The organism is Helicobacter monodelphidis, assembly GCF_003288845.1.
GTDB lineage: Bacteria > Campylobacterota > Campylobacteria > Campylobacterales > Helicobacteraceae > NHYN01.
In genome coordinates this window covers 14881-38876 of record NZ_NHYN01000007.1, presented here as the reverse complement: position 1 = coordinate 38876, position 23996 = coordinate 14881, and the positions used below count along the sequence as shown (strand labels likewise).

The following is a 23996-nucleotide window of genomic DNA, read 5'->3' as shown; positions in this document are numbered from 1 at the left end:
GCATAATATGCCAAACAAAGATGTTATTTTTTACCTTGTTGCTTCTCTTCTCCTCCACCAAGTGCCTTTGCAGCTTCTTTGCTACCTTCAATTGTTACTAATGCAGATTCGTTAACCGCTTCTCTTAAGCCATCAATCATCACCATGAGCGATTTCCATTTCACCTTTTCCTCTTCGGCAAAGATATGGTCATAATTACGCATAGTCCATGCGATAAAAGAACGTGGATTTAGTCTGTCACCCAAAAATAAAACTTCGTAATGTAGATGTGGTCCTGTACTTAAGCCGGTATTCCCACTATAAGCAATTAATTGCCCTTTTTTGACAAACTCTCCAGCAGATACGGCACTTTTGCTCAAGTGTGCATAAACCGTGCGGAATCCATAGGCATGATCAATCTTAACCATTACTCCGTAACCACCATTATAGCCCGTTTGCGAAAAAGCAACAACGCCATCAGCTGTTGAGTAAATAGGTGTTCCAATAGGCGTTCTAATATCTGTGCCTGTGTGGAATTCGCGTCGTTTCATTAAGGGGTGGGAGCGGTAGCCAAAGGAGCTTGATACCTGAACATCACCTTCCATTGGAGAACCATTTGGGATTAATCGCATTGTAAAACCTTTTTGTTCTGCCGTTATTTGTGCTAAGTCAACACGATTAAGAATTTCTTTAGGGTCGACAGTGAGTGTAGAATTCATCTCTTCACTCTCACTTAAACCAATAAAGCCCTCTAAAGAGCGAACACGTCCATTAATCATTTTTAAATCATTACTTTTTTGGGTGATTTCTGCTTCCAAATCTTCATTCTTTTGTGTGATGGTGTTGTATTCTTCGATGAGGCTATTGCGTTTTTCTTCAATTGTGGAAATTTCACCTAGAAGGAGCTTAATAGAAATAAAAGCAACCAGAATGAGAGTAAAAATAAACAAAAGAACATAAAAGAGAATATATTTCGCAAATTGGTGAATATTGTATTGTTTAGAACCATTTAAGTCGGTAATGGTAATTGTAAATTTATCTTGCATACGTTTGCCGGCAGGTTTTGAGTTTTGTTTCATTGATTTTTCTCGCTTTCGTAATATTTTAAAAATTTTTCAACAACACTAAAAGAGCCGAATACCAAGTATCTGCTTTCTTTTCGTAAAGGAAAAGAAAAAAACTCAAAAGGAATATCTAATTCTTTTAGGTAGGCTACCAATTCGTCAATTGGTAAAATGCGATAGTTATTTTCTATAATTAAAATATGAATTTTAATCACAAAGGGCTTAAAAATTCGTAAGATTTGTTTGAAGTTTTTATCACGATAAGAATTATAAATTAGTTCAAATTTTTTATCCTTAAAAACAGATGTTGCAGCAAATTCAGCGGCTTGAGGATTATGTCCAACATCAACATAAAGATTTTCTGCTATTTTCTGCATTCTCCCTTGTAGATCGAATTTTTGCATTCGGTCAGGATGGTAAGGAAGTTTTAGGTAAGATAATGCTGCCTTTGCTAATGCAAAATTATACTGCTGATAGGTGGGGAGATTATTGGAATTTAGATATATTTGTTCTTCTGTTGACAGAGAAAAATATTGCAGAAATTCAAGTTTTGCTGGTATTTTATTTGTATTTTTTTCTTGTATGACTTCTTTGAAAACTTCTTGAATCTCATTTAAAAAAGGTTGATATCCAACGATCCCATAAGCACACAAACTACGCACTTTTGTGCGGGCAATATCTTGAATATTGTTTCCAAGTAGTTCTTCATGGTCAAGGCTGATAGGCGTAAAAAGACTTAATATTCTTGTTAGTTGTGTTGTAGAATCAAATTCTCCTCCCAATCCTGCTTCAATAACCGCATAATCTAAACCAAGAAAAAGACAGTATGCAAGAGTGGTGGCATATTCAAAATAGCTCATTTTATGAATATAAGCCACGCTTTCGGCATCACAAATTGATTCAAGTTGTTTGTGGATATGTAAAAGTTGATTATGCGACACAATTTGTCCGTTAATCCAAAAGCGGTCGCAAAAATCAAAGAGATGGGGCGACACAAAATGCCCGACTTGTTTTTGGCTGGCTTGGATCATTAAACTTAAAAATCTTCCTGTGCTTCCTTTGCCGTTTGTACCGACAATATGAATCATTTTGGGTTCTTTTGCAGGTGCAAATTTTTTTAGAATTTTTGGTTTTAAAGCATTGAAAATTATCACGAAACGTTGCTTATCGAATGCACGATACTCAGATTCTTTTTGTTTTAAATAGTCGTTGATAGATGTTATCATATTGTTCCTGCATTGATACGATTGTAACCAAATTTTTTCGCTTGACGCATACGCATTGCTGCAATTTTTAAGATGTTTTGAAAGCTATTCTCCTCTTTTCTATCGGCTACACCTACAGTAACAGTGATTTTAATCTGCTTATCCTCGTAAACAAAAGTACTTTCTTCAATTTGTTTGCGAATTTTTTCAGCAATATATGAAGAGTCAAAATGATCCATGCCTACAAGGATGACGATAAATTCTTCTCCTTCATATCTTGCAACATGGTCATTTCTTCGTACAACTTTTTTGAGTAGTTTTCCAAAAGTGGCAAGAATTTTATCCCCAGGTTCTTGTCCATTTTGTTCATTGATTCTTTTAAAATTGTCAATATCGATAAACAGGACAGAATAACTTTGTTGGTATTCTTGAAAAAGAGATTCTTGGTGTTCGATAATTTCCAATAAAGAATCCATTGTTAGAACGCCTGTGAGTGTATCTGTGCTTTTAGGTGGCGGATTGGCTTGTTTTTCATAACCAACCTTATCAGAGATTTTTTCTAAGCTGTTTTTGGTTTGATGCATTGAATCTTGTAAGTGTTCAAAACGTTCTTGACATTGGTTTAGCATTTGTGCCATATCGTTTTTGAATTCAAGTAATGTTTTTTCTTCTAAGGACAGTTCGGTTAGATTTTGATTGCTAGAAATAACTTCTTGAGACATCATCTCGCTTGCAATCTGTAAGGAGGAGATTTTTGCTTCTACAACCTCCAAAACATTTTCTAATTCATTGGAATGTTTCTTGATTGTTGCGTTTAATAAGGAACGATCAATGAGTATTCTTTCTTTCAGTGCAAGTTCTAAAGTGTGAATCAGCTGTTCTTTAACGACTTCCATGAGATTGACTTGAAGCATTTGTTCCGCCTTTTGGATAGCTTCTTTACGAATCTCTGTGAGTGAAGGTCGCAATAGAGGTAAGAAAAAACTCAAATTTTCTTCTGATTCTTCTTCTGATGCTGTTTTTGTTTGTTCTTTTGGTGGTGGGGTGGGGGATTCTTTTTTGAATGCATTTGCCCAACCATCTTTAAGGCTTTGTAGAGAAATTTGTGTATTACCATCAAGAAAATCTAATGTTTTACGAATGAGATTATAATTAGTCTGTGTAGGGTCTGTTGACGCATAATGTCGCAAAAACATTGCAAGCAAATCGCGATATAAGAGAAGTTGCTCTTTACCATCACCTGTACTATTGAGTCGTGTGATTGTAGAGCTAAGGAATGAGATAAAATCATCTTGCGTTTTAATCGGAAAACCTTGCATCGAATTTCTTGTTCTAGTATCAAGTTTTTTAATCCAATTTGTTCTCCAATAAGAGTTTTCTGTATTCACTCCAAGTCGCTTTGCTTCCTCATAAAAAGCTTCTTGATAGAGTTCTGGGGTTGCAATTTGTCCATTTTTTTGGATACGAATTAACGCATTGCGTACAACATCTTTTAGGGTTGCCATGAAATATCTTTCTGTTGGTTTTGTTGTCTGTATTCTAAGATAGCCACGCGTGAAACAAAAACATCAAGTGCTTGTTGGCTTGCCTGTTTAATAGCATCTAAGCGCCTTGCATCTGTAAGAATTGATGAAGTATCTATAGAAAAAGTATAACGTCCGATCGTTGTCATATAACCCTCATTACCATGAATGTCTTTGTATGTAAAGTTGAGTGTAACATAAGTTTTATAAAAATTCGTAAAGCCATCGCGATTTTCTGACAAAGAGGCAAATATTACGCGTGCAATTTCAACGTTAATTTCTGAGTCTGCCTCTTCTTTGGAGGTTGCAACTTTTGTACCTAACCGTTCTGTGATGGCTGCAAGTAAGGCATCTTTTAAAAGAACGCTATTTTCTGGGTCGCGACGACTAATTTTTGTGTCAACATAGATCCTTTCTCCAAAAGTTTCACGATTATAAGCTGAAATAGGCTTATAGCCACAACCATATAACAGAAAGAATCCGCAAATCAATGCAAGAAGACAACGCATACATTATCCGCATTAGGGTTTAATAACAAAATTAACCAACTTGTTAGGAACAATAATTTCTTTGATAATTTGCATATTTTCCAGCCATTTTGCAACTTCAATTTTTGCTAAATGCAAAACTTCTTCTTGTGGACATTCTGTGTCGACTTCAATTTCACCACGTTTTTTACCATTGATAGTGATGGCAAACTTGATGGAATCGCTATTTAATGCATCAGTATCTAATGGAATGTGGCAATAAAAATTTGTCTGCTGAAATAAAATTTCACTTAATTCACTTGCAGTGTGAGGAATGATGGGTTCTAGTAAACGTAGCAAGATGAAATAACCCTCTGTCAGAACTTGAATATTTGTTTGTGCGTTTAAAGCATTGAATGCTTCCATACAAGTAGCAATCAATGTATTAAAGGCGTATTCATTTTTGCGTTCATAGATATTATTTGCTTTTAGTAAGGCTTCATATACTTTTTTGCGCCCCAATTTTTCCATCGCATTCAGGTTTTTTGTCTCAATTTTTGGAATTTGAGAGGTTTTTTGCACAGAATCCGCCTTTTGAAATAAACGTTTAATAAAGCGAAAAGCACCTTCAAGGGCATTATCGTTCCATTCTAATTCCTTTGTGGGTGGGGCTGCAAAGAGAATAAATAATCTTGCACTATCTGCACCATAGGTGTTGATAATATCACTTGGATTCACAATATTCCCCTTACTTTTTGACATTTTAGCCCCATCTTTTAAGACCATACCTTGCGTAAGGAGGTGGGAGAATGGTTCATTGATATGAGTTTTTTTCATATCTCTTAAAACCTTTGTAAAGAACCTTGCATAAAGGAGGTGTAAGATGGCATGTTCAATTCCTCCAATATATTCATCAATGCCAAGCCAATATTGTTGTGAATCTTCATCGAAGGCTTGTTTTTCCCATAGATGAGGTGGAGTTGTATAGCGTAAAAAATACCAGCTTGATTCCATAAAAGTGTCCATTGTGTCTGTTTCACGAGTTGCAGGTTTTCCGCATTGAGGACACAGACAATTCTTGAAAGTGTCATGTTTTTCTAAGGGATTTCCCTCACCATCAATTTGAATATCTAAGGGAAGTGTTACAGGAAGATTCTCATCTTTTTCAGGTACAATACCGCATTGTTGGCAGGAGATAAGAGGAATTGGTGTTCCCCAATAACGTTGCCTTGAAATTCCCCAATCTCTTAGGCGATAATGGGTAATTTTTTGCCCTTTTTTTTCTTTTTCAAAGTGTTGAATTACCTTTATTGCTGCTTCTGTAGGAGTTAACCCGTTCAAAAAATCAGAATGGATCAGCTTTCCTTCTTTTTGGCAGTAGGGCAGTGAACTCGAATTGTCACTTTCAATTACTTGTTTGATTGGAAGATTAAATGATGTTGCAAATTCAAAATCTCTTTCATCGTGGGCTGGGACAACCATCACTGCTCCACTTCCATATTCCATCAAAACGTAATTTGCTACCCAAATCGGAATTTTTTCTCCACTTAAGGGGTGAATAGCACTGATTCCTAATGCAAAACCCTCCTTAGGTAACATTGCCCTTTCTTTTGCTGTTGTATTTTGCATTTTAGTGAGGGCTTTAATAATGTTGGGTTCAAGGAGATTTGATTGTAGCATAAATTGCACAATTGGATGTTCAACTGCAAGAGTAGCGATACTTACGCCATAAAGCGTATCCGGACGTGTTGTAAACACACTAAAAGCTGTGAATTTCCCGTTTAATTTTTGGATAGATTCAGAATCTAATCGAAAGTCAAATTCTAATCCTTCGCTTTGCCCAATCCAATTTTGTTGCATTGTAATGACTTGATTAGGCCATGCACCTTGTAAAGAATCTAAGGATTCTAAAAGTTCCTTTGCGTAAGCAGTAATTTTTAAGTAATATTGATACATTTCTCTTTGTACTACTTCTGTATCACATCTCCAACAACGTCCATTAATTACTTGCTCATTCGCCAAAACTGTTTGGTCATGCGGACACCAATTTAAAAAACCTTTTTTACGATAGACTAGCCCTTTTTTCCACATTTCAATAAAAAGGGATTGTTCCCAACGCGAGTAAATTGGATCACATGTTGCAAACTCTCTTTGATGAGAAAAAGAAAGGCCTAAGGTCTCTAATTCCTTTCGCATATGTGCAATATTGTTATATGTCCAATCTTTTGGGTGTGTCTTATGTTTGATGGCTGCATTTTCTGCGGGTAACCCAAAAGCGTCCCAGCCAATAGGATGCAAAACATTATAGCCATCTTGACGATAATGCCTTGCTAACGCATCTCCAATACAGTAATTACGAACATGTCCCATATGAATCTGTCCGCTTGGGTAAGGAAACATACTAAGGATATATTTTTTAGGTCGTTTATAGTCATCTTGAGGTTCGAAACTCTTATTTTTTTTCCAAATTTCTTGCCATTTTTTTTCGATTAAACGTGGATTGTATTCCATTCAGAATCCTTTAAAATTTATTAATACTCAACATCATTACTTTTGGCACCTTCAACAATAATTAAAGCAGCAGAAAATATATTTGCCACTAAAGCACCTACAGCAAGGGCAATAGCAACATTTCCTCCATTTAAAGCTTGTTCATAGACAAATGCTGGAACAAGATGTAAATCAGCTACAAGCGAACTTGCAAGCATTTCAGCAGCAAGAGTATGTTTTACCCCAATTTTAAGAATTGTTGAAATAATATTAACACTGGCTGCAATAAAAAGCATTACAGCAGTTTGTTCATAGAGATAACCTGCAATAGAGGTTAGGGACATTAAATTAAAAAAAACAAAGACTACTTTACCCCAATCCATTTTTTCTCCTTGTGCTAAATTCTACCCTGTGCATAAGAGGCACGCAATTTTTGCTTTTCTAATTTTTGCTTTTCTTTTAGAACAAGGTTTTCGCGATATTTCTTGAGGTCAAAACCAAGCCAAAGCACAAATAAAGCAGCGATAAAGATGGAGCTATAAGAACCCACAATAACGCCAACAAGCATTGGTAAACTAAATCCACGGATAATTTCCCCTCCAAAAAAGAATAAAGTTGCAACGGTGAACATTGTTGTTAAGCTTGTCAAAACAGTGCGTGAAAGAGTTCTTGAAATTGCCTCATTCATTACTTCTTTTAAGTTAAAGCTTTTATCCTTCTGCATTCTTTCACGAATACGATCAAAAATAATAATGGTGTCATTAATAGAGTACCCAAGCAATGTAAGGAGAGCTGCAACAACATCTAATCCAAAATCTACGTTAAAAATAATAACTGCACCACAAGCGATGATGACATCATGCATTAAAGCAAGGACGGCAGCAATGGCGAACCTCCACTCATAGCGGAATGCAACATAAGCTAGAATACCTAAGCTTGCTAAAAGGAGAGCAATCGTTCCCTTCTGTCGTAATTCATCTCCCACTTTTGGGCCTACCATAGCCGAACGACGAATGCTGAAGTCTCCAGTAAATGCTAATTCCTCCGTAATTTTTGTTGTGTAAGTGCTTTGGGTATCCCCAGTGAGTTGTGAATTTGTTGTTGGGAGTTTGATCATCACTTCTTGAGGAGAACCATATTCACTTACTTGTACTCCCTTATATTCTGGTTTAGATTCTAAGTAATCTCTAATTTTTGCAATTGGTGCGATTTGGCTTGTGTATTGTAGTTGGATAATGCTTCCTCCATTGAAATCGATACCATAATTAAAGCCTTTATAAAAAAATAAAAAAAAACTTAAAATAATCAAAAAGGCTGAAAAAGTTGCTGCATATTTACCTAATCCCATAAAATTATAGATATGATTATTTCTAAATAGTTCCATCCTAGTGTCCTTTATAGCCAAACCATAGATTCAATCGATTCGCAGAAATGCGTGGGTATAACCATTGATAAATTCCATGCGTACCAACAATTGCTGTGAGAATGGAGGCTAGAATTCCAATGGAGATTGTAATCGCAAAACCTTTAATCGCACCTGTTCCAAAAATATATAAAAGAACAGAGGTGATGAGTGCGGTAAGATTAGAGTCAAAAATAGCTCGTTGTGCATTTTCGTAACCTGACTCAATGGCTACTAAAATACTTTTTCCTTCTCTAAAGCATTCTCGAATCCGCTCATTAATAATAACATTTGCATCGACTGCCATACCGATTGTAAGCACAATTCCAGCCATTCCTGGCAATGTCAGTGTCGCTTCAAACATTGCCATAATAGCAATAATTAAGAAAAGATTAACAAAAAGGGCAATATTTGCAATTAAACCAGCAATACCGTAGTAAAAAAGCATAAATAGTACAGTAAGAATAAAACCACTGACAAGTGCAACCATTGCAGCAGCGATGCTATCGCTACCTAAGCTTGGACCCACACTTTGTTGCTCTAAAAGCTCGATTGGGGCAAGTAACGCACCACTTCTTAATGCAATTGCGATATCGCTCGCTTCAGATTCACTGAATTCCCCTGTAATTTGCCCACTACCGCTAATTCTTTCACGAATAGAGGGTGCGGAATACACGCGTCCATCAAGCACGATAGCCATTCTTTTATTAATATTATTTGCAGTAAAATCTCCAAAACGTTTTGCACCTTCTGCATTCAAGCTGAAATTAATTGCTGGACGATTATATTGGTCATAAACGACATTTGCATTTGTCAGCATCGAACCATCAAGAATGGGGATGGACTTAAGCAAAAGTACCCTTGGGGCATCTTCTTTCTGCAAATCTTGTTCTAGTTTTGAGATTCGCTCTTCTAAGGCTTTGATACTGTGTAAATCCGAGCTTTGCTGATTTTGCAATGTTTTTAATTCGTTTTGTAGTTGCCTAAGAGTTGTTTTCTTAGCTTGAATGGGTGCTGAATCAACAAAAGGTAAAATAACATCACCAAGATTTTCTGCCTCTTGTGTGCTCATTGTGTTCACCCTTGCGTTATAATCCTCATCAACAGCCATCATTTGTAAAACAGCCGCCCTTGCAATTAAATCTTTAACACGTTCTTCTTCTTCTTTTGTGTGCACCCCAGCAATTTCCGCAAGAATGTAGGAATCACCTTGTCTGGTTACACTTGGTTCACCTAAACCAAATTGGTCTAAGCGGTCACGAATGGTTACTAAAGCTTGCTCTAAAGCGTAATTCTGTGTTTTTAGAATTTCTTGCTCACTCATTGTGATAGTGTATTGTCCGTCTGCGTATTGTACAACAAATTCACCATTTTGCTTAATAAAGGCATCCATTTTTGCTTGATCATCGGTATCCAAGATAGAAAAAGAAATAATATCATCTTCTGATTTCAAATTCTTAATTAAAATTTCCTCTTGATTGCTAAAAAAATGGATAGATGCTCCTAACGTCCGCATTTTAGAGGCAACAGCTTCTTCAGTTTTTATCCCTAAAAGCATACTTAACCCACCCTGCAAGTCTAACCCTAACGTAATTTTAGGTCCTGGCAAAGAGGGGATGAGAGAGGGTAATGTTAAAATGATACCAAAAAGAGATGCAAGAAAGAATGCGATAAACCGCTGATTTAGTAAACCTTTCAAGCGAATACTCCTTTATGATTTTGTTGTAGTAGGAGTCGTATCATCGTATTTTTGGGCAATATATTCCTTAGCAAGTTTAACATAAGTGTCATCATTTAATTTCATTTGAAAGTAACGTTCTTCAACCTTTTGTACTTCCGCAATTAAGCCACCATTTGTGATAACCTTATCCCCTTTTTTTAAAGAAGCAATCATTTCTCTATGACGCTTTTGTTGTACCTGTTGTGGACGAATCAAAAAGAAATAAAAGATTGCAAATAGAACTACAAAAGGAAGAATTGCACTAAAAATATCACCGATATTACCCGTCATTTTTTCTCCTTGAAAAATACTTGAAAGTGAATTCTACAGAGATTTTATAGGCTTGTCAAGTCTAGCAGTATCCAACTAATCTCTAAAAAGAGTCTTTAATGTTCTATTTGTTTTTGAATATTTCTGTAGGCTGGACATGCTTTTTCGTATCCATATACACATGCTTTTTGAAAGAAATCCTTAGCTAAAGATAAATCTTGAGTGATGCCCTCACCAGTATAGTAAATATTACCTAAAGCCAAACAAGAATGTGAAGATTTTTGGTTACACCCTTCTTGTAAGAGTTGTATGGCCTTTTGTATGTTGGTAGGAGTGCCTTTTCCATAGTAATAGTTAAAAGCAAGATGGTTACAGGCGAGGCGACTATTTTGTTTGCAACCTTTTAAGAATGCTTCAGTAGCTTTGGAAAAGTTTTGTTCTGTGCCAAAACCTTCGTTGTAAGTCGTTCCCAGTAAGGCACAACCTTCAGCATTACCTAATTCACAGGAACGTTTAAAGTAAGAAAAGGCTTTATTTGGGTTAATGTCTAAAGTAATTATTTTTTCATTATATTGGATTTGTCCTTCTGCATAACCCATTCCAAGCATAAAGCAACCCGATGCAGCATTTTTTGCAACAGAAGAGCAAAGGGTTTGTAAAAGTTCTATATTCTTTAAATCTTGCGAATTTCCCCAAATAAAACAACAAAAACATAACAAAACTAAAATTATTTTCATAGTGATTTCTCTGGTTAGCGATTATGTAGCAACATATCATTAAGGCTTTTTTGTGCATCTTTTCCTTGAATAATATTTGAAATTTCAGATGCAATAGGAGTGTAAATTTGATGTTTTTTTGCAAGGATATTGATAGCTTGAGAAGTTTTAATGCCTTCAGCAACTTCTCCAATTTTAACAATTATTTCTTCCAAAGGCATTTTTTGTGCTAAAAACAATCCAACACGATAGTTCCTTGAAAGTATGGAGCTAGAGGTAAGGAATAAATCTCCAGCACCAGAAAGTCCCAAGAATGTTTCCATTTTTGCCCCGAAAAATTCCCCAAAACGCGACATTTCAACCAATCCTCTAGCAAGCAATGCTGCTTTTGCATTCTGCCCCAAGCAAAGCCCCTCACAAATACCACTGGCAATAGCAATGACATTTTTGTATGCTCCAGCAATTTCACCACCGATTACATCATCGCTACAATAAGTTCGCATAAAAGACGGAAACAGGGTTGAAAATTCTTTAGCCAAAGGTAGGTTGTAAGAATGTATTACAACAGCACAAGGTAAAGATTGATTGACTTCTGCTGCAAATGAAGGTCCAGCTAAATATGCCAATGAATTTTTAGGAAAAAATTTTTCCAAAATTTCACTCACTAATGCACCACTATCTTCCTCTATACCCTTTGCTGCAACAAGAAGTTTACTTGTTTTTGGAATATTTGTTTGTGCCAAAAAATCCCTTAAAAAGGCCGTACTGATTGCAAGAATAAGATATTCTTTTTGTGAGGCTTCTTCCAAAGAACATTGCTTAAATCCAGCACCCAAGATAGAACGAGAAACAATATTTACTTCATTTTTTTGTGAAAGTGCGTGGTAGAGTGCCTTTCCCCATGCACCCCCACCAAGAATAGCGACTGCCATTATCTATCGCCCCTATTATTTTTTAAGCTGCTCTAATAAAAGCGTGTTGACCTTAGCTGGATTAACGCCTTTTGCATTCTTCATTACTTGCCCAACAAAAAAGCCAAGCAACTTATCTTTTCCGGCTTTGTATTCAGTAACCTTATCTGCATTTTGTGTAAGAATCTCATGAATAATATTTAAAATTGCACTATCATCATTCACTTGTTTAAGCCCTTTGCGTTCAATGATTTCGTCAATATTTCCACCTTCTGTGAGTAAAATATCAAGAATTTCCTTTGCACTTTTTCCGCTAATTGTGTCGTTTTCTGTATATTTAACGAGTTCAGCAAGAGTTTTTGCATTTACGGGGCTTGACTCAACTCCTACATCACCTTTTAGTTTTCCTAAAAGCTCTACGCTTAGCCATCTTACAGCACCTTTTGGCGAAGCCCCAACGGCAACCATCTCTTCAAAATATCGCACCATCTCTAAAGAAGAGGTGATGACTCCTGCATCATATTCCTTCAAGCCGTATTGTTGTATGTAGAGAGCTTTTTTTTCGTCAGGCATTAAGGGAATATTCTCGCCCTCCCTGAGAAGTTGTTCGGGGATAAATACGGGTAGTAAATCCGGATCCGGGAAGTAGCGATAATCAGCAGATTCTTCCTTTCCACGCATTGATTTTGTTACACCTTTTGTAGTGTCAAATAGTCTTGTTTCTTGATAGACTTCATCATCATAATGTCCAGATTCCCATGCTTCTATTTGTCTTTCTACTTCATATTCAATTGCCTTTTGAATGAATCTAAAACTATTAAGATTCTTAATTTCTACGCGTGTGTAGAGTTTATCTTCACCTTTGGGGCGGATAGAAACATTTGCATCGCAACGAAAACTTCCTTCCTGCATATTTGCATCGCTAATTTCTAGGAATCGCACGATAGAATGCAATTTTTTTAAATAAGCCACTGCCTCGTTACTATTTCTCATATCAGGCTCACTCACAATCTCCAACAAAGGCGTACAAGCACGATTCAAATCTACTTTTGAGATTTTTCCATCATGGATATTTTTACCGGCATCTTCTTCTAGGTGTGCTCTTGTAATACCGATTTTACGTTGCTTAGTTGTCCCATTATCCTCAAGGGCAATTTCAAGCCAACCTTTTCCAACGATAGGAATTTCAAATTGACTAATTTGATAGGCTTTAGGTAAATCGGGGTAAAAGTAATTTTTGCGTGCGAAAATAGAGTTTTGATTAACGGATGCATTGATGGCTTTTGCAAAACTCACAGCTTTCTTAACTGCTTCTTGATTTAGTGTTGGTAATGCACCTGGAAGCCCCAAACAGACAGGGCAGACATTTTTGTTAGGTTCTTCACCAAAGCTTGTTGGGCATGAGCAAAAAATTTTTGTTTTTGTATTTAATTGCACATGCACTTCTAATCCAATAATTGTTTCAAACTCAATCAAATGAACTCTCCTTTTTGGAAATTAAGCTACATTATAACAAAAATCCATAAAATACACAATTATAGTTTTAAAAAGGTGTAAATGCGATTAAAGTTCGTATTTATTGTAGACTTGTTGGTAGCGATAAAAACATTAATTAAGTAAAGAGAATGCAATTTATTGAAAGTAGTGTGGAAGGATATGTAAAATGAATGCATGGAAATAAACCTGTTTTATTTGTAATGTCAGTACAAGCTGGTATCGATACAGCGTGAATAAATTTTAAGAATACAGCTTTTATTAGCCAAATAATGTACCTTGTGTATGTTTATTGTGCATTAGAAAATCATAGGCACTATTTAAGTCAAAACCACTTGTAAGGAACATTTTTCTTCCCTTTTTCATAAGAAAATCTGCCGCCTGTAGCTTTGTAACAATTCCTCCGGTGGCAAATTTCATATGAGGACTCAAATCTTCGTTTAATTCTTGTTGTGTGAGATTTTGTATAGTTTTGCGTAATTTTGCATCTTGATATTTGTGTGGATCTTTATCAAAATAACCATAAATATCACTTAAAATAACAAGCAAGTCTGCATCAAAGTAATGTGTAATATGTGCAGATAAGCGATCATTATCTCCAAAAAGAATCTCTTGTATTCCTGTTGCATCATTCTCATTAATAATAGGTAGGAATTGATTTCGCAGTAAAACCTGAATGCTATTTTTTGCATTTTGCGTTTTTTGTCGGGAATCAAAATCTTCCGCACAAAGTAAGAGTTGTGCGGGTGTAATATTAAAAGGAGTGAATACATCGCGATAAATATTCATTAATAAAGGTTGTCCAATGGCAGCTAAAGCTTGACGATTTGCAAGAGAATTCTTTTCAAGCTTACTTGTAAAGTAACCAATCACAATAGCTCCAGAGGAGACTAAAATCACTTCATACCGTTTGCGTATTTCTGCAATAAAAGTCGCAAGATTTTGTACACGTTCCAATGCAAGATTTTCTCCATCACTTAATAAGGCACTGCCGACCTTAATGACAATTCGTTTCATTAAAAATCCTTTTTTTGATTATTTAGCATAGATTCTAAGGCTACACAAAGTGTTTGTGTGTTGTAATGTGTTGCAGATGAAATAGGGAGGATAAATTCCACCCTTTTTGCAAAAAGCTGACAAACTTCCTCTTGTGTAGAAGGGATTGGGTGATTTTGAATGCTTGCATCGTATTGCAGGAATGATTCTTCACGAAAATACGCAAGGGGTTTTGAGGCTTTCAGATTAAGCCATTTAAGGAGACTTTCAAAAGATTCAGCGACTGAGAAACCTTGCTTTAAATCACAACGTGATAAAACCAAAGCAAATCGTTTGAGTGCAAGGGTGGGGGAGAATCGTTGTAATTCTATAAACAGTGTGCTGATTTGCTCTTCAATACTGCGATAAGAAGCAATATCAATAACAAATAAGAGGATGTTTGTTCGTTCAATATGACGTAAAAATTCTAACCCAAGCCCTCTCCCCTCGCTTGCACCCTCAATAATTCCTGGTATATCAGCAATGACGAAGGAGCGAAAATCACCCACATCAACAACACCTAATGAGGGAATAAGTGTAGTAAATTCATAGTCTGCTATTTCAGGACGTGCATTAGAGAGAGTTGAAATAAGTGTACTTTTTCCAACATTTGGAAAGCCTACAAGTCCAACATCAGCAATTAACTTGAGTTCTAAAATTAGATCCGCATTCTTACCTTCTATACCCTTTTGTGCGTAAGTTGGGGCTTGTTTTGTGGCACTTTTAAAATGCACATTGCCAAGCCCCCCTTTTCCGCCCTCCAAAAACAAAACTTTTTGCCCATCGGTTTTGAGGTCGAGTAATAATTCTTTAGAATGTGCATCAATTACTTGCGTCCCAGAAGGAACAATAATCACGCAATCTTCCCCGCTTTTACCTGTCATTTTTTTTCCACCACCAGGCTGTCCATTTTTAGCTTTGTATTGTCTTTTGCCACGAAAATGTGAAAGAGTGTCGCAGTTGCTACTCACTTGAAAGTAGATATTACCCCCTTTTCCTCCATCGCCACCATCAGGTCCACCTTGAATCACAAATTTTTCTCGCCGAAAAGAAACTGCTCCAGCCCCACCTTTTCCAGAAGAAACACTAATCTCTACTTTGTCTATAAACATTTATCCCCTTCTTGATGATTGTCAAGAAAACGTGAATCCATAAAGGTATTTTCATGAAGATTCATAAAAGCACTTTTGAGTGAAACAAATAACGCATGATTTTGCTCTTCTAAAGATTTGAGCATATTTTTTGTTGATTCTCTTGCATATGGGGGTTTATCGTGTTGCGCTGGGCAGTTGCATAAGGGTGTTTGGATTTGATTTTTAGTGACAAAATCAATCATTTGTCGCTCCCTTAGCCAAATAAGTGGGCGAATCACTTTTAACCCATTCTCCGCTTCATAAATGGGGGGCATAGAACGAATTGCACCATTATAAGAAAAATTCATAAAAAAGCTCTCAACCGCATCATCTAAATGATGCCCTAATGCAAGTTTATTGAAGCCACCCTCCAAAGCTTGCGTATATAATGCTCCTCGTCTCATACGCGAACAAAAACTGCAATAAGAGCTATTTTCTCGTCTTTTTTCCTGCATAATTGCCATAATATCAGTCTTAATAACTTCGTGTGGAATGTCATTTTCTTGACAATAGCGACATAGATAGCTGAAATCTTCTCCAATGCCATAATCAATTGTGACTGCTTTAAATTCAAAGCTACAAGGTGAATGTCGCTGATGTCTTGCAAGTAGGGTACTAAGAAGTAAAGAATCCTTACCACCACTTAACCCAACAAGAATCTTATCACCCTCTTGGATTAATTTAAAATGGGCATTTGTGCGTCCAAATGTGGATATAATTTTTTTACTGATTTCTATACTCATAAAAGCCTTTCTTTTAAATTCTCTTCGTTAATGAAAGCAGTATTATACCGAATGATGACTCGCTTTTCTGTTTGGTTGATGTACCATTCTGAAACGCCCTTTATATTCTCAATACCGTGCAAACGTTGAAGTAGATGGGATTCAAGTGGGAGATAGAGATTTTTGAGATATTTTGGTGCATGCATTAGTTTTAAAGAAAAAAGCCATAATATGCCGATACCGCAAACAATTTCAAGTAAATACCCATTTTGATACCAACTTAGGATGCTACTGCCTAGTATTCCGCCACAAAATGATCCTAAATAACCAATTGAGGTGAACATTCCCAAACCTTTACCTTTTTGGTATGTTTTTATAAAGCGACTAGCTAAAGATTGCATAATGGGTTCATGTAGTGAGAACCCAATAAAGAAAAGAATTACTCCAAACATAAAAATGATTTCACTGCTTGTTTTTAACATAAGGACATAAGAGCATATAAATAAAACCACACCAACCCCTAAAACCGCACGAAAGAATCCCTTTTTTTCTGCAAAAATAGAAGATGGCCCCATTGCAAGAACGCCCAACAATGCTGCTGGAACATAAAGTTTCCATAATCCATCACTTTGAATGGAGAATTTTTCTTGCAGAAGGGTAGGAATTAAGATAAATGAGAGGGTTAAACAAAATTTTTGCAAAAAATTTGTTAGGCTGATAATATGTAAATTACGATTATAAAGAATCTCTTTAAATCCACTTTGAATTTTATATTGATAATAAACCTCATCTATTTTGGGGATAGGGTAAAGAAGCAAGATAGATAAAATGCTTAAAACGGCAGAAAGAATAAATAGGTTATGTACAGATTCTACTCCTGAAATTCCCATAGTAGAGCCAATGATGATAGCTAAAGTGAAACTTAATGAGATAGATCCTCCCATAATTGCCATTGCTTTCGTGCGTTTTTCTTCAACGACAATATCAGCAATCATTGCACTCACAACACCTCCAATTGCACCCACACCTTGCAAAAACCTTCCTACAATCAACCAATGTGCATTTGGGGCATATGCACAAACAATAGAACCAATTACGAAAATCAAAATTCCGATGGAAATAAGGATTTTGCGTCCAAAACGATCACTTAAAGCACCAAAAGGAACTTGAAAAATCATTTGTGAAAGGGCATAAATCCCGAGTGCAATTCCTGCATAAAAGAGGCTTCCGCCTTCAAGATTTAGCACATATAAGGTTAATAGAGGCATTACAACAAATAAGCCAAAAAAGCGACAACCTAATAAAAGACTTAATAAGCCGACATACTTAAACATTTTCTCTCCCAGTATTTCGGAATAATTAAAAATTTAAATGCCATTTTAGTATAATTCCATTAATAATCGAATTAAGGAAAAAAATGAAAATAATTTTGGCATCATCAAATGTGAAAAAAGCAGTTGAAATTAGGGATATTTTGAAGACTTTTGAGGTGGTTTGTTATAGTGACATGATTCCTGCTTTTGAGATTGTTGAGAACGGAAAAAGTTTTCAAGAAAATGCTCTCATTAAGGCAAAAGCAGTCTATGCAAAAATTCAAGGAATCATGAATGAGTCTTTTTGGGTGCTGAGTGATGATAGTGGGCTTGTTGTGGACGCTTTGGGTGGTGAACCGGGTATTTTTAGTGCAAGGTATAGTGGTGAGGGCAGTGATGTGGCGAATTTGCAAAAAGTTATCTCCAAATTGCAAGAAAAGGGCATAAATGAATCAAGGGCGTATTTTTGTGCAGCCAGTGCGATTGTTGGAGAGAAGGGGGATTATTGTGTGCATGGTTTTGCGTATGGCAAAGTTATAACGACTCCTCGCGGTCAACATGGTTTTGGCTATGACCCTATTTTTATTCACACGAATCATTCAGTTACATTTGCAGAAATGGATAGATTACAAAAAAATACTCTTTCTCATCGTTTTAAATCTTTAGAACTTATACAGATTCTCCTACGATATCTCTAGGAATTAAAGCTTTTTGTTAAGCAAAGCACAGTATACTTTAGTGTTTCTGTTTGAGAATATTGAAAATTTTGGAGGATTTGTCATCATGTCACGAAGGAGTATGATTGAGACTCGGGGTGATGAATTGTTGGTTGCCGATGGGACATTGATTACCTCAAAGACGGATTTACATGGGAATATTATTTATTGTAATGAAGATTTCTTAGCTTATAGTGGTTATAGTGAGGAAGAGCTTTTTATGCGACCCCACAATATTATTCGCCATCCTGATATGCCTCGTGCGGCTTTTAAGTTATTATGGGATACGATTCAGCAAGGAAAAGAATTCTTTGCTTTTGTAAAGAATTTAACGCGTGATAAGAAATTTTATTGGGTTTTTACAAATGTAACTCCCTCATATGATGCTAAAAGGGAGATAATTAGCTATTATTCTGTACGTCGCAAACCAGCAAGGAGTGCGATTAATACGATTGTCCCCCTTTACCAGGCGATGCTTGAAGCAGAAAAGAAAGGTGGTATTCAAGCAGGCGTAGAAACATTAAGCGAGACTTTAAAAAAAATTGGTAAGCCCTATAATCAAGTAATTTATGAATTGCAAGAGGAAATTTTATAAATTCTTAAAGGAACAAAATGAGAAAAATTATTTTTTATATCACCATTATTCTCTGTATTCTTGGAGCGGTGAATGCTTTTTTGGGTTTATATGCATGGCTTTCAGGAGCTTTATTTCTTGCTGTCCTCGTTGCTGTGAGCATTTCTTTCGTGCTTGAATACCGAAATAGGCATCTCTTAAACAATATTTTGGAGGTTTCTAAATTTGCACGTAGTGGGAATTTCGAACCTCGTATTGTGCAAGCTAGAGGTGATAAAACGGCATTGAAAATTGCAGCAAATATGAATATGTGGCTGGACCACCTGGAGGCCTTTTTGCGTGAGATTGATACAGCCATTGCCTCTATAGGAGGGGGTGTCTATTATAGAAGAGCGATTGGTGGTGGGTTAAGAGGGACATTCTTGAAAAATATCCATTCCATCAATAATGTCTTAGAGGAAATTGAGAAAAATAATAACGAAAGTATCAATAATGAGTTGTCGAAGAAATTAACAGATTTAAGCCTTGAAAATCAAAATAGTGATTTATCTAAAATTTCTGTGGATTTGAATCAGAATATCACCCATCTTCAAGAGGTGAATACTTCTGTCCATAATATTAGTCAAAGTGCAAAGATGAGCAAAGATGATGTTAATAATATTACAAAATCTTTTGAAACATTAATGAATTTTATTGAAAATAGCAATAGTGCGATCCAAAATCTTGCACATGAATCTCAAGGTATTACGCATATTGTTTCTTTGATTCGCGATATTGCAGACCAAACGAATTTGCTTGCTTTGAATGCAGCTATTGAAGCTGCAAGGGCGGGGGAGCACGGTAGGGGCTTTGCGGTAGTAGCTGATGAAGTCAGAAATTTAGCCGAACGGACACAAAAAGCAACTCAAGAAATTGCGACAGCTATTCAGATGATTCAGCAAGAAATTACTGTTATTCAGGGCGGTAGTGAAAAGATTTTTCAAATTGCAAATGATTCTCAGGATAGGATTGTGAGCTTTAATGTAATTTTTGAGGGTATGGAGGAGCAGAGCCAGCAGCTTTCCTCGCTTTTTGCTTTTTTGTCAACCTATTTAATTTTATCTGTTGTGAAATTAGATCATATTTTATTTAAGTCAAGTACATATTTAAGTCTGCATACAAGAAAGCCTTTTGAAAAAGAAGTTCCGCCTATCTCTGTTTTGTTAGAAAATGCTGAGACACAAGAGGTTCTTCAAAAATATTTAACACAAGAAGAATGTCGGGCGTTTTCTGATGATTTAAAAAAGAGTTCTTCGCAAGCTTTAGAGAGCCTTGCTTGTCAAATTACTCCAGAAGTTATACAGGAAATTGTTTGCCATATTGGAGAATTAGAGAAGAAAAGTCGTCTGATTTTTGAGAAATTAAAATAATAAAATTAATAATAACTCATACACTCTACTTTGATAAAATATTTACGCACAATTCAAAGAGATGCTATAAGGAGTTTACTGCTGAAAGGAAAAGTTTTATCAGTAGGTTTACTTTTAGATGAAGATAATCAATGTTACAAGTCTGAATTGAATGATACTGTAAATCTTGAGTGTAAAACAATACAGGACATTGTTGGTGCAGAAGTTGATTCTAATGATAGAAGGGTAAGGTAAAAAGGATTTATATTGCAAAGATTCCTATGAATATGATAAATTTGTCCGCAAATCTTTTGGAAGCTAATGTAGCTACCAGTATTCACTTAAGAGCATTAATCGGCGTTGGTTGTAATTTTTTAGTATTTCTGCGTTTGGATATATATTTGCTTGGAGCAGTGTTATGTTTTTTAGTAATTATCTCTCTTAATAAAGCATCAAAAAGTTCTATTTATTGAAGAGTTATCTTATAGCTTTTGTTATTGCCTATGTAGGTGGATGCGTTGTCTTAGCTGTTGGAATTTCTACAGGAATTATACGGAGTTGCAATGAGTGTTGACATTATTTCTGCAGTAATACTCATGTGCGGAATTCTAGGAATTCTTGTTGCAGTTACAATATTTTGCTATTACTATCTTTTTTGTAAAGAGTTAGTAAATTACAGGGTAAAAGTTCTTTATGTGGGCGTTCTATTGTTATATTGTTACCGTTTTTTTGGCTGTCACTTTTGTAGGTATAGTTGTAGCTTGGATTCCGTCTATTATTGTGCTTGTTTTACAGATTGTTGCTTGGATTAAATTCTCTGTAATTACGCTTTCATCGCAACCTAAAGTTTAATAAAGGCAGAGAGATAATAAGATTTTAAGGCATTTTCGTTTAACATTTCACTGATAGACTAGGGGTTGTGGAGGCTTATAAGTTTTCTCCTTTGTTATACACTAGAGAATCCATAGCCTAGAGTCTACCTCTGCCCATCTTTTCGTTATTTGGAGGACATGATGAAATAAGGTGGGTGGGTTGTCTTCTTTGTGGCTACAAAATGAAAGGTTTTTATGCGTTATCGTCTGATTATGTTTGGTTTTTCGGCAATGTGTGAAGATTTAGGTGAGGTTTCTTTGCGTCTTAGAGGTATACCTATGCAAAGGGCAGATTTAGAAGGTATTGATCAGTGTTATTTGGTAGATTTACAGAAAAAAAGGCAGTATAAAATTGCATTAATCAAAGGGGAATATCAAGTGATGTTTGATTCTTATGAAGATTTGTAGGCATTTTATTGTTCGTCTTGGCAACTTTGTTTGTCGCCAAGACGGCAGGCTTCTTGAGCGTAATTATGCGGGTTTGCACCGCGTCTTTTGATTTTGGAATTTCTTAAGAGGTGGGCAAAATGTACACAGCCCAAAGCGATGCCCCCATGGCAGGCTCTTTCATAAAATTTTCCTGCTTGCTCAAATTTCTTTTCTTTTTCGTAAAAATAGCCCACATTCGCACATGCTTCAAAAGAACCCAGCTTGCAGGATTGTTGGAAATATTGACGTGCTTTTTGTTGTTGATTTTGCTCAAAATAATAAGTTGCGATTTCAAGGCAACCTTTTTGAGAGGATTTCAGACAAGAATCTTCCAGAAATTGATAACCCTTTGTGAAATTTTTTTGTTCAAAATATAGATAAGCTAGATTATAGCAACTCTTGTAGTCCCCCTTTTCGCAACCTTTTTGCAAGATTGTTTCAGGATTATAAATCTGCGATTGAGAGAATAATCCCATCAGAAAACATCCTCTCTGTGTTCCGCTACTGCAAGATTGCTCAAACATTCTTAAAATTTCATTTGGCGGTATTCCATTAGTTTGTTTTTGTAAGATTTTGCATGCATCATCACTCCCATCAAGACATAAAATACCAATGCGTGTTATGTCCCATTGCGTATTCGCAGATAAAATTTTAAAAAAAATAAAAAAATATATAAAAAAAATTAATCCAAGATTTTTTTTAATAAACATCAGAAATCCTTTATTGCTCATTATTATCATTTATTTTTTGCTAAAAATTATAGCATTTTTTTTCTATTGATGATAAAATACGACAACAAGAATCTAGAATTCAAAATTTTAATTCAAGGAATGAAAGATGAATATTTTTGAAAAAATTGTTGAGGGTGAGATTCCTTGCAATAAGGTTCATGAGAATGATTTATTTTTAGCTTTTCATGATATTAACCCCAAGGCTCCCATTCATATTTTAGCAATTCCTAAGCATTGTTATAAGGATTTTCAGGAAGTTCCAGCAGAAGTTATGGCAGGGTTAACAACTTTTATTCAAGAAATTGCCAGAAAAATTGGGCTTGACCGTAGTGGCTATCGCGTGATTAGTAATATTGGTAAAGATGGAGGACAAGAAGTGCCACATTTGCATTTTCATATTTTGGGTGGAGGTGCTCTCTCTTGGGGTGATTTTAGAGAGCAGAAACATACACCGCATTCGTCAAATATTGCAGATAGCAAGAAAAGTTTGTAGGACATTCACTTAATGAAATTTTTCTCTTTATTTATTTTTTTCTGTGCGTTTTTATTGTCTGCTTCTCCACAATGTTACCAGCACAATGCTACCCACCCTTTTAAAGTCGGAAAAAGTGAATTTTTGTTGATTGAGTATCAAAATTATTGTGATGTGAACACGACAGAAGCAGGAGGATTTGATTTTGGAAAACGTTATTTTGAATTGCGTCAAAAGATTTTTGAAAAATATTTTGGACGTGAAGGTTTATTTTCACGCGGTGATTTTGCGATGGATTGGTTTGGCGATGGGGCAATAAAAATTACGACAAAAGGGCGAACATTCACGATTCATTTAGATAGGTATGGCGATGATGGTGTTATTGGCAAATTTGCATTAGTGTTTTATGTGCCAGAGATTGGCGAGGGTAAAACATACTCCTATGCAAGTGAGTATTTTGCACAGGCAAATGATCCTTATTTAGCCCAATATTTTGTAAAATGGTGCCAAGATATGGAAGATGGCAAGGAAGAATGTGATAAGCCAGAGATATTTTATGATTACAATGAAAGACCTAAGGGTTCAAAAATATATTATTTTCGTGGTTTAAATGAGACAGCTTTAACAATTTTACGACGCGAGCTTTTATAGATGCAGAATGTGAAATTTATTGGTATCACTCAACGACTTGTTGAGAATGCAAGTTATGTAGAGCGACGCGAATGTCTAAGTGTGGAATGGGGAAGATTTTTTAGAAGTGAGCCTTTATGTTCATATATGCCACTTCCTTTGAGCTATGAGATTCCTTTTGAGAGTTATATGCCCTTATTGAGTGCAATTATTCTAAGTGGGGGGAATGATCTCTATTCCTGTAATGCAAATCCACTTTCTTATCAACGCGATGATTATGAAAAAAGAATTATTGAGAATGCAATAAAAACAAAAATTCCTTTGCTTGGAGTTTGTAGGGGTGCACAGCTTATTGCTGAATATTTTGGTAGTGAATTGCAATCTTGTTGTGGGCATATAGGTGTACATTCTGTGGATTTAGTTAACGATTTTTGGGGAGGGTTAAAGAAAGCTGAAGTGAACTCTTTTCATCAATTCTGTATTACGCAATTAGGTAAGGAATTACGACCTCTAGCTTTTGGTGCCGATAAGACCATTGAGGCATTTAAGCATCATAATCTTCCTATATTTGCGATATTATGGCATATAGAACGCGAAGAGGTTTTGTGTGAGGTTAGCTGTAAAATACTTCAGCAAAGTTTTTTGACAAAAGAATATTGAATACGAATACAAAAATCTATTTTGCATCATAACACCTTAATGCAGATTTTAAAAAAGGCAGGAAAGAAATTAAGTTTTCC

General features: G+C 35.8%; 25 protein-coding genes. 8 read left to right on the top strand and 17 right to left on the bottom strand.

The genetic code is table 11. The annotated features are described in order from the left end of the window. Window positions 1-23 precede the first annotated feature (23 nt). The 16 genes from CCZ01_RS04610 to CCZ01_RS04535 all read right to left on the bottom strand — a co-directional run bounded on the left by CCZ01_RS04610 (window position 24) and on the right by CCZ01_RS04535 (window position 17465). Window positions 24-1058 (bottom strand): peptidoglycan DD-metalloendopeptidase family protein, encoded by a 1035-nt coding sequence (locus tag CCZ01_RS04610; RefSeq protein ID WP_258436688.1) that lies wholly within the window; start codon window positions 1056-1058, stop codon window positions 24-26. Then, window positions 1055-2269, bottom strand: a complete 1215-nt coding sequence (locus CCZ01_RS04605; RefSeq protein WP_112052060.1) for a bifunctional folylpolyglutamate synthase/dihydrofolate synthase — start codon at window positions 2267-2269, stop codon at window positions 1055-1057. Before CCZ01_RS04605 ends, CCZ01_RS04610 begins: the two co-directional genes overlap by 4 nt. Then, window positions 2266-3753 (bottom strand): GGDEF domain-containing protein, encoded by a 1488-nt coding sequence (locus CCZ01_RS04600; protein WP_112052059.1) that lies wholly within the window; start codon window positions 3751-3753, stop codon window positions 2266-2268. The genes CCZ01_RS04605 and CCZ01_RS04600 overlap by 4 nt, the downstream gene beginning before the upstream one ends. After that, entirely contained in the window at window positions 3741-4280 is a 540-nt protein-coding gene (lptE, locus tag CCZ01_RS04595; RefSeq protein ID WP_112052058.1) for an LPS assembly lipoprotein LptE, read from the bottom strand. Before lptE ends, CCZ01_RS04600 begins: the two co-directional genes overlap by 13 nt. A 12-nt stretch (window positions 4281-4292) precedes the next feature. Beyond that, entirely contained in the window at window positions 4293-6749 is a 2457-nt protein-coding gene (leuS, locus tag CCZ01_RS04590; RefSeq protein ID WP_112052057.1) for a leucine--tRNA ligase, read from the bottom strand. A gap of 20 nt (window positions 6750-6769) precedes the next feature. Then, window positions 6770-7111 carry a DUF6394 family protein gene (locus CCZ01_RS04585; RefSeq protein WP_112052056.1) on the bottom strand — a complete coding sequence of 114 codons (342 nt, stop codon included), beginning with the start codon at window positions 7109-7111 and terminating at the stop codon, window positions 6770-6772. Between the two features lie 14 nt (window positions 7112-7125). Further along, window positions 7126-8112, bottom strand: a complete 987-nt coding sequence (gene secF / locus CCZ01_RS04580) for a protein translocase subunit SecF (protein WP_112052055.1) — start codon at window positions 8110-8112, stop codon at window positions 7126-7128. Window position 8113: 1 nt separating this feature from the next. Then, complete coding sequence (gene secD, locus CCZ01_RS04575) at window positions 8114-9829, bottom strand: protein translocase subunit SecD (protein ID WP_258436684.1); 1716 nt, start codon at window positions 9827-9829, stop codon at window positions 8114-8116. Window positions 9830-9841: 12 nt separating this feature from the next. Then, on the bottom strand, window positions 9842-10141 hold the full coding sequence (gene yajC, locus CCZ01_RS04570) for a preprotein translocase subunit YajC (RefSeq protein WP_112052053.1): 300 nt from the start codon (window positions 10139-10141) through the stop codon (window positions 9842-9844). Window positions 10142-10236: 95 nt separating this feature from the next. Beyond that, a complete protein-coding gene (locus CCZ01_RS04565; RefSeq protein WP_112052052.1) occupies window positions 10237-10857 on the bottom strand; it encodes a tetratricopeptide repeat protein in 621 nt (206 codons plus the stop codon). Window positions 10858-10871: 14 nt separating this feature from the next. After that, the gene (locus tag CCZ01_RS04560) at window positions 10872-11768 is read right to left on the bottom strand and encodes an NAD(P)H-dependent glycerol-3-phosphate dehydrogenase (protein ID WP_112052051.1); all 897 of its coding nucleotides are present in this window, start codon (window positions 11766-11768) and stop codon (window positions 10872-10874) included. A gap of 15 nt (window positions 11769-11783) precedes the next feature. Beyond that, a complete protein-coding gene (gene gatB / locus CCZ01_RS04555) occupies window positions 11784-13223 on the bottom strand; it encodes an Asp-tRNA(Asn)/Glu-tRNA(Gln) amidotransferase subunit GatB (RefSeq protein WP_112052050.1) in 1440 nt (479 codons plus the stop codon). 279 nt (window positions 13224-13502) lie between these two features. Further along, complete coding sequence (proB, locus tag CCZ01_RS04550; protein WP_112052049.1) at window positions 13503-14258, bottom strand: glutamate 5-kinase; 756 nt, start codon at window positions 14256-14258, stop codon at window positions 13503-13505. Then, on the bottom strand, window positions 14258-15388 hold the full coding sequence (gene obgE, locus CCZ01_RS04545) for a GTPase ObgE (protein WP_112052048.1): 1131 nt from the start codon (window positions 15386-15388) through the stop codon (window positions 14258-14260). Before obgE ends, proB begins: the two co-directional genes overlap by 1 nt. Further along, the gene (locus CCZ01_RS04540) at window positions 15379-16152 is read right to left on the bottom strand and encodes a tRNA 2-thiocytidine biosynthesis TtcA family protein (RefSeq protein WP_112052047.1); all 774 of its coding nucleotides are present in this window, start codon (window positions 16150-16152) and stop codon (window positions 15379-15381) included. Before CCZ01_RS04540 ends, obgE begins: the two co-directional genes overlap by 10 nt. Continuing rightward, complete coding sequence (locus CCZ01_RS04535) at window positions 16149-17465, bottom strand: MFS transporter (protein WP_112052046.1); 1317 nt, start codon at window positions 17463-17465, stop codon at window positions 16149-16151. The genes CCZ01_RS04540 and CCZ01_RS04535 overlap by 4 nt, the downstream gene beginning before the upstream one ends. Before the next feature lie 83 nt (window positions 17466-17548). Between CCZ01_RS04535 and rdgB the strand changes: the two genes are divergently transcribed. The 5 genes from rdgB to CCZ01_RS04510 all read left to right on the top strand — a co-directional run bounded on the left by rdgB (window position 17549) and on the right by CCZ01_RS04510 (window position 21402). Beyond that, entirely contained in the window at window positions 17549-18142 is a 594-nt protein-coding gene (rdgB, locus tag CCZ01_RS04530; RefSeq protein ID WP_112052045.1) for an RdgB/HAM1 family non-canonical purine NTP pyrophosphatase, read from the top strand. A 100-nt stretch (window positions 18143-18242) separates the two neighbouring features. Continuing rightward, complete coding sequence (locus tag CCZ01_RS04525) at window positions 18243-18755, top strand: PAS domain-containing protein (RefSeq protein ID WP_112052044.1); 513 nt, start codon at window positions 18243-18245, stop codon at window positions 18753-18755. Between the two features lie 17 nt (window positions 18756-18772). Then, a complete protein-coding gene (locus CCZ01_RS10930; protein WP_112052043.1) occupies window positions 18773-20143 on the top strand; it encodes a methyl-accepting chemotaxis protein in 1371 nt (456 codons plus the stop codon). Between the two features lie 672 nt (window positions 20144-20815). Then, entirely contained in the window at window positions 20816-20974 is a 159-nt protein-coding gene (locus CCZ01_RS10355; protein WP_181566315.1) for a hypothetical protein, read from the top strand. Between the two features lie 215 nt (window positions 20975-21189). Further along, window positions 21190-21402, top strand: coding sequence for a hypothetical protein (locus CCZ01_RS04510; protein ID WP_112052041.1), 213 nt, complete (start codon window positions 21190-21192; stop codon window positions 21400-21402). Window positions 21403-21407: 5 nt separating this feature from the next. On the opposite strand, the gene CCZ01_RS04505 is transcribed toward CCZ01_RS04510, so the two are convergent. Then, entirely contained in the window at window positions 21408-22133 is a 726-nt protein-coding gene (locus CCZ01_RS04505; RefSeq protein ID WP_181566314.1) for a tetratricopeptide repeat protein, read from the bottom strand. 127 nt (window positions 22134-22260) lie between these two features. On the opposite strand from CCZ01_RS04505, the gene CCZ01_RS04500 reads away from it, so the two are divergent. The 3 genes from CCZ01_RS04500 to CCZ01_RS04490 are packed head-to-tail and all read left to right on the top strand — an operon-like array spanning window position 22261 to window position 23916. After that, entirely contained in the window at window positions 22261-22647 is a 387-nt protein-coding gene (locus CCZ01_RS04500; RefSeq protein WP_112052039.1) for a histidine triad nucleotide-binding protein, read from the top strand. Between the two features lie 12 nt (window positions 22648-22659). Next, window positions 22660-23277, top strand: coding sequence for a hypothetical protein (locus tag CCZ01_RS04495; protein ID WP_112052038.1), 618 nt, complete (start codon window positions 22660-22662; stop codon window positions 23275-23277). After that, a complete protein-coding gene (locus tag CCZ01_RS04490) occupies window positions 23278-23916 on the top strand; it encodes a gamma-glutamyl-CDP-amidate hydrolase (RefSeq protein ID WP_112052037.1) in 639 nt (212 codons plus the stop codon). The last annotated feature ends 80 nt before the right edge of the window (window positions 23917-23996 follow it).

Coding starts and splice junctions, on each gene's coding strand:
- CCZ01_RS04610 (WP_258436688.1), bottom strand. CDS start 1,058: ATGAAACAAAACTCAAAACCTGCCGGCAAACGTATGCAAGATAAATTT.
- CCZ01_RS04605 (WP_112052060.1), bottom strand. CDS start 2,269: ATGATAACATCTATCAACGACTATTTAAAACAAAAAGAATCTGAGTAT.
- CCZ01_RS04600 (WP_112052059.1), bottom strand. CDS start 3,753: ATGGCAACCCTAAAAGATGTTGTACGCAATGCGTTAATTCGTATCCAA.
- lptE (WP_112052058.1), bottom strand. CDS start 4,280: ATGCGTTGTCTTCTTGCATTGATTTGCGGATTCTTTCTGTTATATGGT.
- leuS (WP_112052057.1), bottom strand. CDS start 6,749: ATGGAATACAATCCACGTTTAATCGAAAAAAAATGGCAAGAAATTTGG.
- CCZ01_RS04585 (WP_112052056.1), bottom strand. CDS start 7,111: ATGGATTGGGGTAAAGTAGTCTTTGTTTTTTTTAATTTAATGTCCCTA.
- secF (WP_112052055.1), bottom strand. CDS start 8,112: ATGGAACTATTTAGAAATAATCATATCTATAATTTTATGGGATTAGGT.
- yajC (WP_112052053.1), bottom strand. CDS start 10,141: ATGACGGGTAATATCGGTGATATTTTTAGTGCAATTCTTCCTTTTGTA.
- CCZ01_RS04565 (WP_112052052.1), bottom strand. CDS start 10,857: ATGAAAATAATTTTAGTTTTGTTATGTTTTTGTTGTTTTATTTGGGGA.
- CCZ01_RS04560 (WP_112052051.1), bottom strand. CDS start 11,768: ATGGCAGTCGCTATTCTTGGTGGGGGTGCATGGGGAAAGGCACTCTAC.
- proB (WP_112052049.1), bottom strand. CDS start 14,258: ATGAAACGAATTGTCATTAAGGTCGGCAGTGCCTTATTAAGTGATGGA.
- obgE (WP_112052048.1), bottom strand. CDS start 15,388: ATGTTTATAGACAAAGTAGAGATTAGTGTTTCTTCTGGAAAAGGTGGG.
- CCZ01_RS04540 (WP_112052047.1), bottom strand. CDS start 16,152: ATGAGTATAGAAATCAGTAAAAAAATTATATCCACATTTGGACGCACA.
- CCZ01_RS04535 (WP_112052046.1), bottom strand. CDS start 17,465: ATGTTTAAGTATGTCGGCTTATTAAGTCTTTTATTAGGTTGTCGCTTT.
- rdgB (WP_112052045.1), top strand. CDS start 17,549: ATGAAAATAATTTTGGCATCATCAAATGTGAAAAAAGCAGTTGAAATT.
- CCZ01_RS04525 (WP_112052044.1), top strand. CDS start 18,243: ATGATTGAGACTCGGGGTGATGAATTGTTGGTTGCCGATGGGACATTG.
- CCZ01_RS10930 (WP_112052043.1), top strand. CDS start 18,773: ATGAGAAAAATTATTTTTTATATCACCATTATTCTCTGTATTCTTGGA.
- CCZ01_RS10355 (WP_181566315.1), top strand. CDS start 20,816: ATGTGGGCGTTCTATTGTTATATTGTTACCGTTTTTTTGGCTGTCACT.
- CCZ01_RS04510 (WP_112052041.1), top strand. CDS start 21,190: ATGCGTTATCGTCTGATTATGTTTGGTTTTTCGGCAATGTGTGAAGAT.
- CCZ01_RS04505 (WP_181566314.1), bottom strand. CDS start 22,133: ATGTTTATTAAAAAAAATCTTGGATTAATTTTTTTTATATATTTTTTT.
- CCZ01_RS04500 (WP_112052039.1), top strand. CDS start 22,261: ATGAATATTTTTGAAAAAATTGTTGAGGGTGAGATTCCTTGCAATAAG.
- CCZ01_RS04495 (WP_112052038.1), top strand. CDS start 22,660: ATGAAATTTTTCTCTTTATTTATTTTTTTCTGTGCGTTTTTATTGTCT.
- CCZ01_RS04490 (WP_112052037.1), top strand. CDS start 23,278: ATGCAGAATGTGAAATTTATTGGTATCACTCAACGACTTGTTGAGAAT.